This is a genomic window from Pseudomonas sp. 14P_5.3_Bac1, from assembly GCF_025466135.1.
Taxonomy (GTDB): Bacteria; Pseudomonadota; Gammaproteobacteria; order Pseudomonadales; family Pseudomonadaceae; genus Aquipseudomonas.
The window spans coordinates 24,391-43,530 of sequence record NZ_JANLOF010000049.1 but is presented as its reverse complement, the minus strand read 5'-3'; the positions used below and the strand labels follow the sequence as shown (position 1 = coordinate 43,530).

The window sequence follows — 19,140 nt, the reverse complement described above, 5'->3', positions numbered from 1 at the left end:
TGTTAAGTCCTCTCAGATGAAAGAAGCGTTTTAAATAACTTGTCGTATTGAGAGGAGACGCCTTCCCAACGATAACGACGCACCGCAATCTCATGCATTTTTACGCCCAGCGCAGCGCGCTCGGTTTCATTTGCAAAAAGACGTGACGCGCAATCGACCAGTGCCTCGCTGGACGAAAAAAACTTTGCACCGTCCTCGGTAGACGCACGATTGAACGACACGTCGAATGCAATCACAGGCAAGCTCAGCCACATGGCCTCAACCAAAGACGGGTTGGTGCCACCCGCACTATGACCGTGAATGTAGACGGTCGCGTTACTGCGCAGCGGGCTCAGTTCCTCACTTTTGTAGATAGGATCCAATAAGTGAAGATGTCCAACGCTCGCGTATTTATCCTGCAGCGCTACACCGTATTCGCTTTGTTTCCAGTTCCCCACAATCACCAACGGCAAACAACCCATACTGAAGGCCTCGAGAATAATATGAATATTATTCTCCGGCTCGATCCTACAGACTGAGAATGCGTAAGGCTTACGAAGGAATGGATAATGCTCAAAGTCCGCCTCTCCCAGTGCACTGGTAGCCGCCTGATCGCCGCCGTAGGCAATGAGAGTACTTTCACGTGAATACTCATCGCGGACATAGTCCTGAAGCACTTTATTATCGGTAACAATCGCATCGGCGTATTTAACTGCCATGGCTTCTGAAAATTTCAGGAATTTTTTCGCCAGGGTCGACCACTTGGCGCGCTTCCACTCGTACCCGTCAATATTGACTACAATCTTCTTCTTGGTAAGCAGCTTTAAAAAAGGAAGCGCAATACAACCTGAAACGCCCAGCAACACCAAAATATCATTCTTTCGGTAGGCATGTAACATACTGACAATATCGTAAGGAATACTTTGCACGCCGTTAGCTTTTAGCGGAAGGTAAATCAAATCGGCATTGCGATACTTTGCAGGCCGCGTTGGATATGACGTTGCGCTGCAATAGACCGAGATCCCGTATTCACGATCCAGGTAAGTGACCAATTGCTCCGATAACGTTTCCCACCCACCATACTGGGCTGGGAGACCGACCGTGCCGATCACTGCTATCTTAAACTCCATTAAACACCTCAATCACGTCACTTTCAAAGTTATCAACTGAGAAACTAAGTGACTTCACTCTCGCAGCCTCAGACAAGCGAAAGCACACCTCAGGATTTTTATGAAGAAACGCCAGTTTGGCGGCTATGTCCTCCACACGATTTGAATCAATGAGATAACCTTCCTTATCCTCCGACACCAGTTCGACAGGTCCACCTACCGGAGGAACAATACAGGGTACGCCAAAGGAAAGCGCCTCGAGAATCGTCAAGCCAAACGTTTCCACCCACTCCTGCGGCTTCGAAAGGCTCAGTAAAACACTCGCCCTCTGATAATAAGGAATCACATCCTTGCACCGGGAAATAATAGTCAAGTTATCAGGCAATGTGACCGTCGAAAAAAAATCGTCCACTTCAGAATCGCTGGCACCGAGCACCAGACTGAATTCAATATCTTTTTGATCGTTTAACAGATCAGCTATACGTACGAACTCATTCACACCTTTGTAAGACTTTAAGGAACAGATCATCAGCACACAGAATTTATTATCCGACGCGTAGGGATATACGTGACTCGCACCACTACTCGCCATATCCTGTGGAATCGAATTATAAATCACACGGCTTTCTATGTTTGAAAAACATTCAGCCTTGGCTAGAAAGCGCGAGACGAAAATATTTTTGCTGGAGCACCTTTCAACCATCCACCGCAAAAACAGCTTCAGTGGTTTAGGGCGGATGGAGGTTTCATGAATATGATAAATAACCTGTATGCCGAGCACTCTCCCTGCTAACGCCGCGCCGAAGGGAAGTAGCGTATTGACATAGAAAATCGCAGAGGCGTGACGATAGCGTAATAATTTTATAAACAGAATCAACTGCGAAAGACTATAACTCAACAGCGTCAAATACTTATTTTCAAATCTTTTATAAAAATAGCGCTTTTGTACGCATGGCGCTAAGGAGAGAAAACCACCTTCCGCGCCTCCTCCCACATACAATTCGGCCTCGAAGCCTTTCTTTGCCACTGCCTCAATAACCTGCAAAAGAACCTTCGGGCTCCCGCTATAGTCATTCAACAAGTGGAAAAATATAATTTTTTTCACTGCAAGTCCTTTAGCTGCGTTCTTTTATACGCTTTGCCGGAACGCCCGCGTATATGGAGTTGGCAGCGTATCGTCCAGCCTTCAAAACTGCTCCTGCGGCTACAACGCACCCGTCCTCAAGTACAACACCATCCAGAACAGTCACTTTAGCCCCTATCCAACAATTATTGCCGATGTGGATCCCTTCATTGTTAACGCCCTGAAGGCGAATAGGTAGTGTGGGATCAGAAAAATTATGATTCTCCGAATGAAATGAAACATAATTCCCGATGATTGTGTCACTTCCTATAGTAACGCCCCCAGCGCAACCCAAAAAACTACCGCTGCCGATGCCTACATCATTGCCTACCGAGAGCCCTTCGCCTAATTGCGTCAAACTACCCGTGCACTCGATGGTAACATTTTTCTTTAAGGAAACCCCCCGCCCAAAGACAATGCCCTTGACCGCCAATGCGTCGATAAAGCATCCATCGTCAATGACCAAGCCTTTACCTGCAGTGATCATTGATCGGGCCTTTAAAGTGACGCCTTTTCCTACAAGAATAACTGACAACCTCCTGAATTTTAAAAACCCGTTAAACGCCATTAGCGCTTTTGAAACAACGAAATTCAAAAGATAGGCATCAGAAATACGCTTGTCAATTTTGATGCCACGCTTTCTCACTCTAAAAGAAAGAAATTCAACTAATTCTATCAGCATTATTTTTTCCTTTAAACGACGAATAGTAGGAATGGAAAAATCCTGCGTTCTTATACGAGAAGCTCTTTCTTAACGATGAGACAAGCAAATAGGCCTCCATGACACAACGAAAGAGGTAACCCTTATGCTCAAAGATGACGCGCAGCCCCCGGATCATTTCTTGAAAGCGAAAAATGGCTCGTTCAGCGCTGTCCGATGTATGTTCGGAAAGGTCGTGCTGCAGGCAAGTGTCCAACACATAAAAATGAGGATAAAAGGATTCGTACCTTACAAAGAATGCGGTATCCGTCGCGTAAAACTTAAGACGCTCATCAAACAGCGGCGACATTTTTTCGTAACAAGACTTATTGAAAATCACACCACTATTGATAGCCAACTTATTACGTGATGAATTAATGCCACTGTCAACGTGGTCGGACAATCGGCCGAAGAACCAGAAGCGTAGTCCCGGACTTACCAATTTCTCTCTTGAATAAATTTTTGGCAACATGACGCCAAACAAATCAACTGCCGACGCGGCTTCATATTCAAGCGCTCGGGAAATCGCCTCAACATAATTCTGGCTTGAATAATCCGTATCATCATCCGAGATCATGAAATGCGTTGCGCCCCCTGCAAAAGCTATGTCCGCAACGCGATTATAAATATAAGCCAAACCGTTATTATCACCCTCAAACCACGTCAAATTTTCGCTCGACAACGCCGGCGAGCATTGAGGCGTATTATTCCACACGAAAAATTCAACGCTGATACCTTGCGCATCGAAGATGTCGACATTACTCAATAATGTTGTGATGGCAGCAGATTCTTTATAATGCCTTTTATAAAGAACGATCAATATCGAAATCTTAGTTTGCACGATATTTCGACTCATACATCACCACCACTGTAATTGACGCGAACAGGTACAGCACTACACTATTTGTATATGACTGAAAGAAAAAGCTACTAAGGAAAAAAGGGTAGCTGATTACCATATAATCAGCCACTCCCCTGATAAATACATTCCCCCCGATACGCAGCTGTTGAGTAGCGATGACAATCTTGCTATAGAAACAGATCAACCCGAGCATTAAAGCAACGCCCAGATAACCAGAGGACGCCAGCAGATTCAACCACAGCGAGTCAAACCAATATGTCTGACCTGGCCCAATAGCCCCGAAACCAAGACCCAACGGCATTGTATTGAGCGATTCAAGTACCACCGACCACTGCCGAACCCTGTCAAGAGCGGAGAGATCCTCTGTATATCCGAGTGCCAGGTATAGAAAAATAGAGCCCGTCACGCAAATAAAATAACTGTATCCTAGAAGCCCGATAAAAATGCTTCGACGTAATAACTGTAACACTGCCAGGAAAAAAACAGCTGAAACCATACCGATAGCTGCCGTCCTCACCGAACCATAAATAATCAGCACAGTGGAAAACAGGGCCACCAGCAGATACAGGAAAAAGCTTCGATCATAGGTCCTCTTCCTGAAGACTTGCACAAGCAGGCAACACGCAAAGAGCGTGGTGTTCAAAATAAAGGCCGAAAACTCAAGGGTGCCCGTAAAGAAACCTGACATCCTCGGATTTCCATCTCTCATCGAATTATAGATCTCCAGTTCGAAACCTTTCTCGGACAGTAGAGGCCAATACCAGAATTGTCCCGCATCGCTGATTGTCAGGTATTGATAAATAGCATATGCGCCTGAGACAAAAGTCATTACGACGAGCGTGGAAAATATAATACGCAACTTTGTTTCAAGCGCCAGACCCAGGCACACTGCATTGATCATCAGCGCAAAGAGAATCGGCATGGCGAATGATCGGAATATTCGGAACGATGCTTCGGAAAACTCGCCGCAGATGCAATAAAATATTACAAAAAACAGGATGGTCAGAAGCTGTTCTTTATACCGTCGAGGAATCGTATACCGGGTTCCCACTTGGAAAAAAGTGATTAGCACAGTGAGAAGAACATACGCTAGCACAATACCTTCGCGCCAGGCTCCAACGACACTAGGGGCGTGAAGCGTTAAAATGACGTAGTCCGAGAGTATGAGCATTATCAGAAGTAAGCGTAGACCTAACGCCCTCATGCTTTACCCGTCCGGTTTTCTTTAAAGCGAAGTTCGTTGATTTTCAAACGCGCCAGCTTAAGGGCTACTTTGATTTTTTGCGTGGCGCTGAGTTCGAGAAATAGAGCACGCATAAATTTTTTATCAAATTCAATTAATCTGGAAACGACCTCCGGCGGAATTGCCGACGTTATTTTTCCCGGCTGCTCGTAGACGCTAATATCTCCCGTCCACGCCACGTGCTTCTCCATCTCGTTGGCACACATGATATCTTCGTAGAGACAAGCCAGATAGCGGGACTTAACTGCCTCATACCCGTTAACAGCCAGCACTGACGCAATAACAGCTCTATCATTGCTCCCCTGAAAAATGCTGTTAATAAACGCCTCTACACTGTCACGCTTCAAATTATCGGCCGGTGAATAACCTTGTATAGGCGCGCGTAACCCGACACAACGGCGGCCATTGAAGAGTTGCTCCGCAAAGGCAGTTCCGCCCGGCGTGGGGTAACTGTCGACGTAAAAATCTGCGCGCTCCAAGAGTGCCAGGTAGCTTTCGTAAGGCAACGAGGAAACTACTTTAAACCTATTCCAATACCGCAATTTTATTGGCCACCACCACGTATTGGTAAGCGGGTTGGCGCCGACGACCCAGAAGGTTGAGTGTTTAAACTCAGCTAGCACTTTGCGTATGGCTGGCCTGAGATCATAGCCTTTGACCGGTTTAAACTTGAAGGGCGACGCCGCACTGAAAAAGTTTAATGTGCTATTTTTATTGGGCAGGCTGTGATGCTTTGATAACAACTTACTAGTCAACGGAATCCCTAGAAAAGACTTGCTTCCAGAGATCGTTTTCTTCAGGTCTCGACGACGGCCAAACGTGCTCAGTTCAAAGTATATATCTGCTACCGAACTGCCGTAAGTAAACACATGATCAGCATGGTTTACGAAATAGATCTTCGTCGTGCTGACAGTCTTTAGAATCTTGCATGCGATGACAGAAACCATATCATCTGGGTGAATATGCAACACCACTCTTTTATAAGGTTTTAGGCATTGAATAATTTCAGCAATTTTCTCGATGGGTGTGTAAGCACTGATCAGGGTGCTTTCGGAAAAAAAACCTCGGGTTCGCTCAATCGCACGCTCGGCACTTTTACGCGTTATCAGCAGAGCAGGCTTTTCCGTATGCATTGTCGAAAGCTGTTCCATAAGCCGCGTGTGCCCACCAATGAGATACGGCTCAGAGATCAGATGGATACAATCCTTCAACGGCGAGTGAATTTCGCCAACTGACAATACACTCATGCATCGAGCAGTTAATATTTCCTCCAGTTCGGGATCGTCGTAAATACCTTTATCAACCGCCCACAATATTGCCCCATACACCTCCGCTAAATCGACGCTCTTGTTAACGTCTTTTTGCATTAGAATTAAATCGCGGATTGAAGATAGCAAGCGACTCATGGGCAAAACATCCTCATCCTGCGTTATTTTTATTTAGTTTTCTATAAATAAGAAAGTACATGACTATCAAATACATACCGTAATTAGCTGCGTGAGCCCACGTAACACCCACCGGACCGCCCACTTTCGTCAGCAACACCGTAAGCACGTAAAAACTGAGTGCAAAAAATATCTCTGTGAGAATATACATTTTAACCATTGCCTTACCCAGCATCAGGTAAGCAAGTATCCAGCTGGCAATTTTAAGCGTGTCTCCCAGCATCTGCCATGCGAAAAAATCCCGCATCGGACTGAACGCTTGGGTGAAAAGCAAGCCGATAATAAAATCCCTCAAGCTATAGATCACCACCCCACAGACCATCGCGACAGGAAGAATCAATTTATAACCTTGAAGAATCTCTCTCTTGATATCCAGCGGATTGACCAGCTCTGACAACTTGGGTAAAAAATACAAGCCCAGCGTTGTAGTCACTAACAGAAGATAAGCGGTACTCAGACGCCACATGGCCTCCCAATACCCGGCGGTTTCCCAGCCGAACTCCGCACCTAGATAATTACGCACCAGGATATGGCTAACGGGCACGCATGCAGCAGTCGTGAGCGCCATCGCCGTGAACTTTGTCAGGTTGATCGCAATTTGCCTGTCTAACTTGCCGAGCAGACTGGAAAATCGGAACCATTCGGTTTTGTAACACAGCAGGCATGTCACGAAGAAAGCGATAGACTGATACAGCACCAATGAAATCAGCGCACCATATAGACCAAACTGCCTCACCATAATGATAATGACTAGTAGAGAAAGGAGACTTCCACCAATATTAGCCAGTATGTATCGATTAATTTCTTTTTTGCCATTGAGGATCGCAAGCAGCAATGTATTAAATGAAAAGAATATGACGGTGGCTGCGCACCAGATAAATACGCTATATAAGGCCTCATCATTAAAACACCACACAGCCAACGGCTTGCTGAATATAACGATAAGCACCGATGTCAATACAGATCCTATACAGGCAATCGTACCCGCCGTACGCCATACCCGGCGCTGCGCATCTTCATCATTTTGATATTCAGCAGTGTACTTCGTAACGCCAGTACTGATGGCCCCTGTCGAGAACGTCGTTACCATCTGCACGGCGTTCTGAAACTGCCCTAAGGCAGCGTAGCCCGATGGACCTACATAGATGGCCAACATTTTATTGATGCCCAGCAAGGTGAGCATCTTGATAACGACCGCGATACCGTTGAGGAAGCTTGTTCTGAGCAGCGTCATATTCAGGCGTCTATAGAGAAAGCGTTGCAGGCCTCAATGACACTGTGAACTTCTGAATCGGTCATGATCGGGCTCATCGGCAGGCTCAATACCTCGCTGTGGATGCGCTCCGTAACAGGAAGCGACTGGTTATAAAAATCGGCGCTCGCATAGGCCTGTTGCTGATGAGGTGGAATCGGATAGTGAATTAATGTTTGAATACCCGACGCGTTGAGATGACGTACCAGTTTTTCCCGAACCTCGGAGCGCACCACAAACAGGTGCCAGACGTGGGAAAAATTTTTCATTACATCGACGTCGCTGCCCAAGGGCAGTTTAATCAAGGGATTTTTTATTCCATTCATATAAAGGCTTGCCACACGACGACGAGCCTCTGTCTGTGCCTGCAGGTACTTGAGCTTGACGCTCAACATTGCGGCTTGAATCTCATCCAGACGGCTATTTACGCCTTGCACCAAATTCTTATACTTTTCGTGTGAGCCGTAGTTTCGCAGAGCCTGAATCATGTTCACCAACTCAGCATCGTTGGACGTGATCGCGCCTGCGTCACCCAACGCTCCGAGGTTTTTACCTGGGTAGAAACTGAAACCGGACGCATCACCCCAGTTGCCGGCACTTCTGCCGTCGATCTGCGCACCATGAGCCTGGGCACAGTCCTCAAGTACCAGTAGATTCTCACGCTTGGCAATCGTATTGATTGCGCGCATATCGGCCAGTTGCCCATAGAGATGGACCGGCAGGATCAACCGAGTTTTGGTCGTCAGCGCACGCTCGAGATTCTCAGGACAAAGATTGTAGGTACTTTCGTCAGGCTCGACCAAAACCGGCTTCAGGTTGTTTTCCGTTACAGCCAGTAGCGTTGCGATGTAGGTGTTGGCCGGAACAATGACTTCATCGCCATCCTTGAGCTTTCCCAGCTCTTTCCAGGCACGAATAGTCAGTGTCAGAGCATCAAGGCCGTTGGCAACGCCGACGGTGTGGCTGGCGCCGGTATAAATGGAAAACTCTTCCTCGAAGCGCTTGAGGAACTCACCCTGAATGTACCAGCCCGAGTCGATGACACGTGTGGCCGCCTCAACGAGCTCTTCACGGAGAGCCTTGTTCAATGACTTTAGATCGAGAAATTGAATCATCAAAAATACCTGACGTAGGTGCTTCGTTATTAGGTGCGTGAAGGCACAGAAGGTCTCTGCACCACCACAAATTCATGCCCTCTTTGATCCGACTAGGATCGGAAATCCGGGCTGCGATACCTGATCTCTCCAAAGCGTCACGCTTGATCGATCGGATCCGCAAAACTTTCCGTCTTTAACTGGGCGCGTATGTGTTAACAAAACGCTGGGGCGTTGATGATACAGCGCCTATTCTCCAATTCAACAAAACTGAATGATGAAAAAGCGACTAATGCTGAAAGAGTTGCCCACAATGGTACTGATCTGCCACACCCCATTAGTGCGCAACCAATTAAATAGCTCGCTAACTTATTAGGTGTATAAGACTTTCAACAGCTTTCAATAATGAGCCTACAGAAAATACGCACGCCAAACGGCGCGCTCACCGAGTCTTCGCTCCAGACGCCTGCTCCTTTGCCCGTTGCTCGATCGAAGGCGGTGGATTCGTTAATCGTTCCAGAGCAATAGTCGCTACTTGCTTTGTATTCAAGGGCGATCACAAGGAATACTGGCGACCGCAGATGCTGCCATCCGAGACACTAACGACCGAGATTTTCTTTGAGGTAAAACGAGTTGAAGCTGCGCAGAGGGCAGTTTTGCAAGAAGAGTGTAGAGATTTTTCACTTCCAGGCGTTGTTACACTATCTATGACCTGGTGCTTCTACCAAATGAGGGTGCGCTATGCGCCATCTTTCAGCAGCATTTCCCGCTCACCCTGAATCTAACGCCTAACAGGTCAGACATATGTGTAGTACATAGCCGAGTAATCAGAATGCGGCGCACTGAATACTCAAAGAAGAAGCATTAGAATGGCTAATACCTCAAGATATCTAACTACAGCACTACAGACCCGTAAGCCCACGTGATAGAGCTCTAGCGGTTAGACAACGACCTCACCGCACACCTTTGGCATCAGGATAGGAGGTTAACCGCGCACTGCCGAGGTCGACCTATGGCGCCGGCTACGCGCTAGCCCAACCCCTAACAGTGGACCGATCAACATCCCGATGATCAACGCGACCACTACAAACACCGACACTGGCATCTGTACAGTCGTCCAGCCCAGGAATGAAAGGGCCACGCCCTGCTGGTTTTCCAGCACAAAACCTAAAATTACTAGCGCAACAATCAATGCCGCGAGCACCAGAACAACGCGCTTTACCCCACGCATAAACTTCTCCTACCCCAAAAAGACTCAGACGCCTTCTTCCTCGTCTTCGTTCACCCGGTCCCGCAATTCCTTTCCAGGCTTGAAGTGAGGTACAAACTTGCCATCAAGGCTGACCGACTGCCCGGTTTTTGGGTTACGGCCGACGCGCGGTGCGCGGTAATGCAAGGAGAAACTGCCAAAACCACGGATCTCAATCCGATCCCCAGTAGCCAAACATTGGGACATTTGCTCAAGCATAGTCTTGATAGCCAGCTCTACATCCTTGGATGAAAGCAGCCCTTGATGGGTGACAATTCGTTCGATCAACTCCGACTTCGTCATATTTTTCCCTTCTTTTTCAAGCAGCTAGGAAAAGCGCTTCAAAGGTTTTAGCATGACTTGATGAATTTGAACAGCCCACTAGACAACTTATCTGCTGCACAGGCGGACACCCGCAACATGCGCCTTTGAGCCTCAATTACAGATCACCAGCATAGTGCGAGTTACAGCGCCGGCGGGATTCCAGCCGAACAGATAGTCGCCCTCCTCATCCTTGGCATCGCTGGATCGGGTGATGACCTTATAGCCTTGCATCTTGCATTCGCGGGCAGCGCGCTTCTCGCACTTGCTCCAATTGCCACCGAGGCCCGAGCAGTCGACCTCGATACCACTGACACCGCGCTTGACGTGAGTTTTGGCGCTGGTGGTAGAGCAGCCGGCAAGCATGACTGCGGCGAAGATTAAAATAAACTTGTTCATCGAAATCCTTATTGAAACAACATCACTGACAACCGTGCTTTTAATAAAACTATAGCCAGTTCTGACACTGTGCTGCGCACCTTGGTTCTCGGTATTGATTCAACGAATTTCAGGCACAAAAAAGGGCGACCGAAGTCGCCCTTTTTCTATGGTCTGACAGAACTTAGTTCTGTTTTTCCATCTGTGCACGCAGCAGGTCGCCCAGAGTGGTAGGACCAGCAGAAGGCTCAGAAGAGGCTGGCTTGTCGCGCAGGCTCTGAATGGCTTCTTTCTCTTCGATCTCGTCTTTCGACTTGATGGAGAGCTGGATTACACGGCTCTTGCGGTCAACGCTGATGATCTTGGCTTCTACTTCCTGGCCTTCTTTCAGAACGTTACGTGCGTCTTCAACGCGGTCACGGCTGATTTCGGAGGCTTTCAGAGTCGCTTCGATATCGTCGGCCAGAGTGATGATGGCGCCTTTAGCGTCAACTTCTTTCACAGTGCCTTTAACGATTGCGCCTTTGTCGTTCTCTTGAACGTACTCGGAGAACGGATCGCTTTCCAGTTGCTTGATACCCAGGGAGATGCGCTCGCGCTCTGGGTCAACCGACAGGATAACGGTGTCCAGCTCGTCGCCCTTCTTGAAACGACGAACAGCTTCTTCGCCAACTTCGTTCCAGGAGATGTCGGACAGGTGAACCAGGCCGTCGATGCCGCCGTCCAGACCAATGAAGATACCGAAATCGGTGATCGACTTGATGGTGCCGGAGATTTTATCGCCCTTGTTGAACTGGCCAGAGAAATCTTCCCATGGGTTAGATTTGCACTGCTTGATGCCCAGGGAGATACGACGACGCTCTTCGTCGATGTCCAGAACCATAACTTCCACTTCGTCGCCGACTTGTACGACTTTCGAAGGGTGGATGTTTTTGTTGGTCCAGTCCATTTCGGAAACGTGTACCAGGCCTTCCACGCCTTCTTCCAGCTCTGCGAAGCAGCCGTAGTCGGTCAGGTTGGTAACACGCGCGGTTACGCGAGTGCTTTCTGGGTAACGAGCTTTGATAGCAACCCATGGATCTTCGCCCAGCTGCTTCAAGCCCAGGGAAACGCGGTTACGCTCACGATCGTACTTCAGAACCTTGACATCGATCTCGTCGCCAACGTTGACGATTTCAGAAGGATGCTTGATACGCTTCCAAGCCATGTCGGTAATGTGCAGCAGGCCATCGACGCCACCCAGATCGACGAATGCGCCGTAATCGGTGAGGTTCTTGACGATACCTTTGACTTGTTGGCCTTCCTGCAGGGATTCCAGCAGAGCCTCACGCTCGGCGGAGTTCTCTGCTTCCAGGACGCTGCGACGGGAAACGACAACGTTGTTGCGCTTCTGGTCGAGTTTGATGACCTTGAATTCGAGTTCTTTGCCTTCCAGGTGCGTGGTGTCGCGCACTGGACGAACGTCGACCAAAGAACCTGGCAGGAACGCACGGATGCCGTTAACGTCGACAGTGAAGCCGCCTTTAACCTTACCGTTGATAACGCCCTTGACCACTTCTTCAGCTGCGAAGGCTGCTTCGAGAACAATCCAGCATTCAGCGCGCTTGGCTTTTTCACGGGACAGCTTGGTTTCACCGAAACCGTCTTCAACCGAGTCCAGAGCAACGTGAACTTCGTCACCGACATTGATAGTCAGGTCACCAGCATCGTTGTAGAACTGTTCCAGCGGGATCAGAGCTTCAGACTTCAGACCAGCGTGAACGGTTACCCAGCGAGCTTGGTAATCGATATCAACGATAACACCGGTGATGATGGAGCCTGCCTGAAGGTTCAGGGTTTTTAGGCTTTCTTCAAAGAGTTCCGCAAAGCTTTCGCTCATTTTAATTCCTGTTGATAAGGGCGAAGAATACGCCCATCTCCACACCCCAGACGGTGTGGGTCAGTTTCAATTAAAAGAAGCACCGCAGGACTATGACTGGTCCCCTGCAGCCTTCTTGGTCACCCGGTGATATCGCGAATGGCGATTTCACTCAAGATGCGTTCCAGCACCTGCTCGATGGATAACTCCGTGGAATCCAGCTGTATGGCGTCAGCCGCCGGCTTGAGCGGGGCTACCGCACGCTGGGTATCACGCTCATCGCGTGCACGGATCTCATCTAGCAGACTCGACAGACTAACACCATCGACTTTGCCCTTCAACTGCAAGTAACGGCGGCGCGCCCGCTCTTCGGCGCTGGCGGTGAGGAAAATCTTCAACGGCGCGTCTGGAAACACCACGGTGCCCATGTCGCGACCATCCGCGACCAGGCCCGGCGGTTCCTGAAACGCCCGCTGGCGCTGCAGCAGCGCGTCGCGCACGGCCGGCAGCGCGGCAACCTGCGAGGCCCAGGAGCCAACTTGTTCGTTACGCAGATCATCGGTCACATCGTCGCCTTCGAGGATGATGCGTTGCGGATGACCTTCCGTCGCGCCGACAAACTGCACATCAAGATGCGCCGCCAGCAGCTTCAAGGATTCTTCGTTGGTCAGGTCGACGCCGTGGTTACGCGCGGCAAAGGCCAGCAAACGGTACAGCGCGCCGGAATCCAGCAGGCACCAGCCCAGGCGCTTGGCCAAAATGCCGGCAATCGTGCCTTTGCCCGAGCCGCTTGGCCCGTCGATGGTAATCACCGGTGCTTTGATATTCACAATTGAGCCTCTTGGGCAACACGAATGCCGACATGGGCACACAGTGTAAGAAAGTTCGGAAAAGATGTAGCCACATTGGCACAGTCACGGATACGAATCGGCGCTGTCGCCCGCAGGGACGCCACACTGAAGGCCATGGCAATCCGGTGATCGCCATGGGAATGCACCTCGCCGCCGCCTATCAGGCCACCGTCAATGATAATCCCATCGGGTGTCGGTTCACACTTCACCCCCAACGCCAGCAGACCGTCGGCCATTACCTGGATACGGTCGGATTCCTTCACGCGCAGCTCTGCAGCGCCGCGCAACACGGTACGGCCCTGAGCACAGGCCGCCGCGATGAACAACACCGGAAACTCATCAATCGCCAGCGGCACCAACGCCTCGGGAATCTCGATGCCGTTCAGCGCAGCAGCACGCACGCGCAGATCGGCGACCGGCTCACCGCCGACCTCACGCAGGTTTTCCAGCGTGATGTCCGCGCCCATCAGCCGCAGGATATCGATCACACCGGTCCGTGTCGGATTGATCCCCACATGCTCCAGCAACAGCTCGGAACCCTCGGCAATCGACGCCGCGACCAGGAAGAATGCAGAAGAAGAAATGTCCCCCGGCACTTCAATATGCGTGGAGGTCAACGCATGGCCCGACTCAACCGACGCCGTAGCGCCCCGCACCTGCACCGGATAACCGAAGCCGCGCAGCATTCGTTCGGTGTGGTCACGGGTCGGTGCAGGCTCGGTCACCGAGGTTTTACCCTCGGCATACAAACCCGCCAGCAACAGGCAGGATTTGACCTGCGCGCTGGCCATTGGCAGCGTATAGGTCAAGCCTTTTAATGCCTGACCTCCGCGAATGGTCAACGGCGGACGCCCTTCCGGCCCGGTTTCAATCACCGCGCCCATTTCGCGCAGTGGCTTGGCCACGCGGCTCATCGGGCGCTTGGACAGCGAAGCATCGCCGGTCAACACACTGTCGAAGCGCTGCGCCGCCAGCAAGCCGGACAACAGCCGCATCGACGTTCCGGAGTTGCCCAGGTAGATCGGCCCCGGCGCCGGCTTCAAGCCATGCAGGCCAACGCCATGGATGGTCACGCGCCCATGGTGCGGCCCTTCAATCACCACGCCCATGTCGCGAAACGCCTGCAAGGTCGCCAGGGCATCTTCGCCCTCAAGGAAACCTTCAACCTCGGTCACGCCATCAGCCAGTGAGCCGAGCATGATTGAGCGATGGGAGATCGACTTGTCGCCCGGCATCCGAATCTGTCCGCTCAGGCGGCCACCCGGGTTGGCGAGAAAGGTCTGCTCATCGGCGTTCACAGCAGTTTCCATATAGGCCCGGCGCGCCAGAATTTTGCTGAAGTGCTCACGCGCCACCCGCGCACGGGTGAACACGCCCAGTAATTGATGGCCGTCCCCGGCATCCACCGCGTCGCGCAAGGCGTCGAGGTCGCTGCGGAAGGTGTCCAGCGTGCGCAACACCGCCTCGCGATTGGCAAGGAAGATGTCATGCCACATCACCGGATCACTGCCGGCAATACGCGTGAAATCGCGGAAACCACCGGCGGCGTAGCGGAAAATATCGAGATTCTCGTTACGTTTAGCCAGCGAATCCACCAAGCCAAAAGCCAGCAAATGCGGCAAATGGCTGGTCGCCGCCAGCACTTCGTCGTGACGCTCGACCTGCATGTGCTCGACATCCGCACCCAGTTCACGCCACAGGCGATCGACCACAGCCAAAGCTGCCGGGTCGGTTTGCTCAAGCGGCGTCAGGATCACTTTATGACGACGGAACAACTGCGCATTGGACGCCTCGACACCACTCTGCTCGGAACCGGCAATCGGGTGGCCCGGCACAAAACGCGCAGGCATGCCGCCAAACGCCCGTTGCGCCGCGCGCACCACATTGCCCTTGGCACTGCCGACATCCGTGAGAATTGCCTGCCCCAGGTCCATGCCGGCCAGCAAGGCCAGCAGCTTCTCCATCGCCAGAATCGGCACCGCGAGCTGGATCACGTCCGCACCCTGGCAAGCCAGCGCCAGGTCTGCTTCACAGCGATCCACCACGCCCAACTCAACCGCCAACTTGCGCGATTGCGGGTCCAGGTCCACACCTACCACTTCGCCGCACAGCCCGCTTTCACGCAGGCCTTTGGCAAACGAGCCGCCGATCAATCCCAGTCCCACCACCACCAGGCGACCGATCATAGGCACAGCAGGTTGCAATGCAGTGACATCAACCACGAGCCAGAACCTTGGCCAACGCCTCCAGGAAGCGGCTGTTTTCCGCCGGCAATCCGATGGTGATACGCAGGTGGTTCGGCATGCCGTAGTTGGCCACCGGGCGCACGATCACGCCTTCGCGCAGCAACCCCTGGAACACCGGGGCGGCGACTTGAGCAAGATCGACGCAAATGAAGTTGCCCTTGGACGGAATCCAGCCCAAGCCCAACTCACGAAAACCTTCCTGCAGTTGCAGCATGCCGCTTTCGTTGATGCGACGACCCTCTTCCAGGTACTCCGCGTCCTTCACCGCCGCACAGGCAGCCGCCAAGGCAAGGCTGTTGACGTTGAACGGCTGGCGCACGCGGTTCAGCACATCAGCCACCACCGCCGTCGACAAGCCGTAGCCAACCCGCAACGACGCCAGGCCGTAGGCCTTGGAGAAGGTGCGCGACACCAGCAGGTTCGGGTAAGCCGCGAGAAAATCCAGACCATCCGGCAGGTCGCTGCCTTCTGCGTACTCGATGTAGGCCTCGTCCAGCACCACCAGCACATGCTCCGGCACGTCTTGCAGGAAGTCGTTCAACGCTTGCGCATCGAACCAGGTGCCGGTCGGGTTATTCGGGTTGGCGATAAACACCACGCGGGTCTGGCCGTCGATGGCCGCCAGCATGGCCGGCAGGTCGTGCCCCCAGTTCTTCGCCGGAATAACGCGCGCGTCGGCGCCGACAGCCTGGGTGACGATCGGGTAGACGGCAAACGCGTGCTCGCTGAATACCGCATTCAGTCCAGGCGCCAGGTAAGCACGGCCGACCAATTCAAGAATATCGTTGGAGCCGTTGCCCAGGGTCACCTGGTTCAACTCGACCCGGCAGTTTTGCGCCAGCAGAGACTTGAGGGCAAAACCATTCCCGTCCGGGTAGCGGGTCAGCTCAGCCAACTCGTCACGAATCGCCGCCAATACCCTGGGACTCGGGCCCAGCGGGTTTTCGTTACTGGCCAGCTTGACGATCTTCGACGGGTCCAGGTTCAACTCACGCGCCAGCTCGTCCACAGGCTTGCCTGGAACGTAAGGCGACAGTTGTTGCACGCCCGGCTGAGCCAGGGCGAGGAAGTTGCCACTCATGTTAAAGCCTCACAAAACCGCTTTCGGGTAAGAGCCCAGCACCTTGAGTGCCACGGCTTCCTGACTGATTTTCTCCAGCACGCCCTTGACCAGTGGGTCGCGGTGATGGCCGATGAAGTCGATAAAGAACACATAAGTCCATTTACCGCTGCGCGAAGGACGTGTCTCGATTCGCGTCAGGTCAATCCCGTTGTCGTGGAACGGCACCAGCAGCTCATGCAGCGCGCCGGGCTTGTTGCTCATGGAGACAATGATCGAAGTCTTGTCGTCGCCGGTCGGCGGCACTTCCTGGCTGCCAATCATCAAGAAGCGCGTGGAGTTGTCCGGGCGGTCCTCGATTTTCTCGGCCAGGCGCGTCAGGCCATACAGGCCCGCTGCCATATCGCCGGCGATTGCCGCCGAATTCCACTCCCCCTTGACCCGCTTGGCCGCTTCGGCGTTGCTGGACACCGCCACGCGCTCGACATTCGGGTAATGCGCGTCCAGCCACTTGCGGCACTGGGCCAGGGATTGGGCGTGGGAGTAGATGCGGCTAATGCTGTCGGTCTTGGTGCTCTCGCCCACCAGCAGGTGGTGGTGGATACGCAGCTCGACTTCGCCGCAAATCACCATGTCGTGCTCAAGGAAGCTGTCCAGCGTGTGGTTGACCGCGCCTTCGGTGGAGTTTTCCACCGGCACCACGCCAAAGTTCACCGCACCGGCCGCCACTTCACGGAACACTTCGTCAATCGCCGCCATTGGCTTGCTGATCACTGCGTGGCCGAAATGTTTCATGGCCGCCGCTTGCGTGAAGGTGCCTTCAGGGCCGAGGTAAGCCACTTTGAGCGGCTGCTCCAGCGCCAGGCACGAGGACATGATTTCACGGAACAACCGCGCCATTTCTTCGTTGCCCAATGGCCCCTTGTTGCGCTCCATCACGCGCTTGAGCACCTGCGCTTCACGCTCAGGCCGGTAGAAAACCGGTACTTCGCCTTCAGCCAGGGACGCCATTTTTACCCGTGCCACTTCCTGGGCGCACCGCGCGCGCTCACTGATCAGCTCCAGGACTTTCTCGTCCAGGCTGTCAATGCGTACACGCAGGGCCTTGAGTTCTTGCTCAGACATTAGCCGTGTTCCTTTTCGAACTCTGCCATGTAGGCAACCAGCGCGTGGATCGCGTTGATGTCGACAGCGTTGTAGATGGAGGCGCGCATGCCACCGACCGAACGGTGGCCCTTGAGGTTCAGCAGGCCGCGCTCGTCGGCGCCGGCCAGGAAAGGCTTGTCCAGGCGATCATCAGCCAGACGGAACGGCACGTTCATCCACGAGCGGTCGGTCAGGTTGATCGGGTTGCTGTACAGGCCGCTGGCGTCGATGAAGTCGTACAGGGTGCGCTTCTTCTCTTCGTTGAGCTTGCCCATGGCGGCGACACCGCCCTGCTCTTTGAGCCACTCGAACACCAGGCCAGACAGGTACCAGGCGAACGCCGGCGGCGTGTTATACATCGAGCCGTTATCGGCCGCGACCTTGTAGTTGAGCATGGTCGGGCACACCGAACGAGCGCGACCCAGCAGGTCTTCACGGATGATGTTGACCAGGATGCCGCTCGGGCCGATGTTCTTCTGCGCCCCGGCGTAGATCATGCCGTACTTGGACACATCGATCGGGCGCGAGAGGATGTCCGAGGACATGTCGCACACCAACGGCACATCGCCCACTTCCGGCACCCAGTCGAACTCCAGGCCGCCGATGGTTTCGTTCGCTACGTAGTGAACATAGGCCGCGTCTTTCGAGAGCTTCCACTCGTTCTGACCAGGGATGGCGAAGTAGTCGTAAGGCTTGGCTGTGCCCGCCACGTTGACGTGACCGTAACGCGAGGCCTCTTCAATGGCCTTCTGGCCCCAGATACCGGTGTCGATATAGTCGGCCGTGCCGTCTTCGGGCAGCAGGTTAAGCGGCAGTTGAGCAAACTGCTGGCTGGCGCCGCCTTGCAGGAACAGCACTTTGTAGTGGGAGGGGATGTCCAGCAAGTCGCGCAGATCCTGCTCGGCCTTGGTGGCAATGGACACGAACTCATCGCTGCGATGGCTCATTTCCATCACGGAGAGGCCTTTTCCATGCCAGTCGAGGAGTTCACCCTGCGCGCGCTGCAGGACTGCTTCAGGAAGCGCCGCGGGACCGGCACAGAAGTTATAGGCTCTCTTGCTCACATCCAATCTCACTCTGATCTGGTTGGGGCTGCAATCATGTTTGGCAACGTCCCTTTTCTGGAGCGAACCTCTGTGGGAGCTGGCTTGCCTGCGATGGCATCACCGCGGTATCACTTGAACTACCGAGGTGCCTGTATCGCAGGCAAGCCAGCTCCCACAT

Annotated in this window: 17 protein-coding genes; all 17 read right to left on the bottom strand. The window is 52.6% G+C overall.

Features of this window, described 5'->3' with window-relative positions; genetic code table 11:
- Window positions 1-2 precede the first annotated feature (2 nt).
- Entirely contained in the window at window positions 3-1,109 is a 1,107-nt protein-coding gene (locus NTD89_RS11060; protein WP_262207598.1) for a DUF1972 domain-containing protein, read from the bottom strand.
- A complete protein-coding gene (locus NTD89_RS11055; protein WP_262207597.1) occupies window positions 1,099-2,193 on the bottom strand; it encodes a glycosyltransferase family 4 protein in 1,095 nt (364 codons plus the stop codon). The genes NTD89_RS11060 and NTD89_RS11055 overlap by 11 nt, the downstream gene beginning before the upstream one ends.
- A 10-nt stretch (window positions 2,194-2,203) precedes the next feature.
- The gene (locus tag NTD89_RS11050) at window positions 2,204-2,893 is read right to left on the bottom strand and encodes an acyltransferase (protein WP_242193853.1); all 690 of its coding nucleotides are present in this window, start codon (window positions 2,891-2,893) and stop codon (window positions 2,204-2,206) included.
- A complete protein-coding gene (locus NTD89_RS11045; protein ID WP_242193855.1) occupies window positions 2,874-3,767 on the bottom strand; it encodes a hypothetical protein in 894 nt (297 codons plus the stop codon). Before NTD89_RS11045 ends, NTD89_RS11050 begins: the two co-directional genes overlap by 20 nt.
- Window positions 3,742-4,695: a hypothetical protein gene (locus tag NTD89_RS11040; protein WP_262207596.1), complete on the bottom strand. Its 954-nt coding sequence runs from the start codon at window positions 4,693-4,695 to the stop codon at window positions 3,742-3,744. Before NTD89_RS11040 ends, NTD89_RS11045 begins: the two co-directional genes overlap by 26 nt.
- Window positions 4,696-4,973: 278 nt before the next feature.
- A complete protein-coding gene (locus tag NTD89_RS11035; protein ID WP_262207595.1) occupies window positions 4,974-6,422 on the bottom strand; it encodes a hypothetical protein in 1,449 nt (482 codons plus the stop codon).
- Between the two features lie 13 nt (window positions 6,423-6,435).
- On the bottom strand, window positions 6,436-7,695 hold the full coding sequence (locus tag NTD89_RS11030; protein WP_262207593.1) for an O-antigen translocase: 1,260 nt from the start codon (window positions 7,693-7,695) through the stop codon (window positions 6,436-6,438).
- A 2-nt stretch (window positions 7,696-7,697) separates the two neighbouring features.
- On the bottom strand, window positions 7,698-8,828 hold the full coding sequence (locus NTD89_RS11025) for a DegT/DnrJ/EryC1/StrS family aminotransferase (RefSeq protein ID WP_262207592.1): 1,131 nt from the start codon (window positions 8,826-8,828) through the stop codon (window positions 7,698-7,700).
- Window positions 8,829-9,792: 964 nt separating this feature from the next.
- On the bottom strand, window positions 9,793-10,038 hold the full coding sequence (locus NTD89_RS11020) for an alkaline shock response membrane anchor protein AmaP (RefSeq protein WP_262207590.1): 246 nt from the start codon (window positions 10,036-10,038) through the stop codon (window positions 9,793-9,795).
- Window positions 10,039-10,062: 24 nt separating this feature from the next.
- On the bottom strand, window positions 10,063-10,359 hold the full coding sequence (ihfB, locus tag NTD89_RS11015; protein WP_003218804.1) for an integration host factor subunit beta: 297 nt from the start codon (window positions 10,357-10,359) through the stop codon (window positions 10,063-10,065).
- A gap of 132 nt (window positions 10,360-10,491) precedes the next feature.
- Window positions 10,492-10,776: a hypothetical protein gene (locus NTD89_RS11010; RefSeq protein ID WP_262207589.1), complete on the bottom strand. Its 285-nt coding sequence runs from the start codon at window positions 10,774-10,776 to the stop codon at window positions 10,492-10,494.
- Window positions 10,777-10,939: 163 nt separating this feature from the next.
- Window positions 10,940-12,634: a 30S ribosomal protein S1 gene (gene rpsA, locus NTD89_RS11005; RefSeq protein WP_064451489.1), complete on the bottom strand. Its 1,695-nt coding sequence runs from the start codon at window positions 12,632-12,634 to the stop codon at window positions 10,940-10,942.
- A gap of 119 nt (window positions 12,635-12,753) precedes the next feature.
- Window positions 12,754-13,443 (bottom strand): (d)CMP kinase, encoded by a 690-nt coding sequence (gene cmk / locus NTD89_RS11000; protein ID WP_145163144.1) that lies wholly within the window; start codon window positions 13,441-13,443, stop codon window positions 12,754-12,756.
- Window positions 13,440-15,650, bottom strand: coding sequence for a bifunctional prephenate dehydrogenase/3-phosphoshikimate 1-carboxyvinyltransferase (locus tag NTD89_RS10995; protein ID WP_262207672.1), 2,211 nt, complete (start codon window positions 15,648-15,650; stop codon window positions 13,440-13,442). Before NTD89_RS10995 ends, cmk begins: the two co-directional genes overlap by 4 nt.
- Window positions 15,651-15,678: 28 nt before the next feature.
- Entirely contained in the window at window positions 15,679-16,791 is a 1,113-nt protein-coding gene (hisC, locus tag NTD89_RS10990; protein ID WP_262207586.1) for a histidinol-phosphate transaminase, read from the bottom strand.
- A gap of 9 nt (window positions 16,792-16,800) precedes the next feature.
- The gene (pheA, locus tag NTD89_RS10985) at window positions 16,801-17,895 is read right to left on the bottom strand and encodes a prephenate dehydratase (RefSeq protein WP_053132458.1); all 1,095 of its coding nucleotides are present in this window, start codon (window positions 17,893-17,895) and stop codon (window positions 16,801-16,803) included.
- The gene (serC, locus tag NTD89_RS10980; protein WP_145163139.1) at window positions 17,895-18,980 is read right to left on the bottom strand and encodes a 3-phosphoserine/phosphohydroxythreonine transaminase; all 1,086 of its coding nucleotides are present in this window, start codon (window positions 18,978-18,980) and stop codon (window positions 17,895-17,897) included. The genes pheA and serC overlap by 1 nt, the downstream gene beginning before the upstream one ends.
- Window positions 18,981-19,140 lie beyond the last annotated feature (160 nt).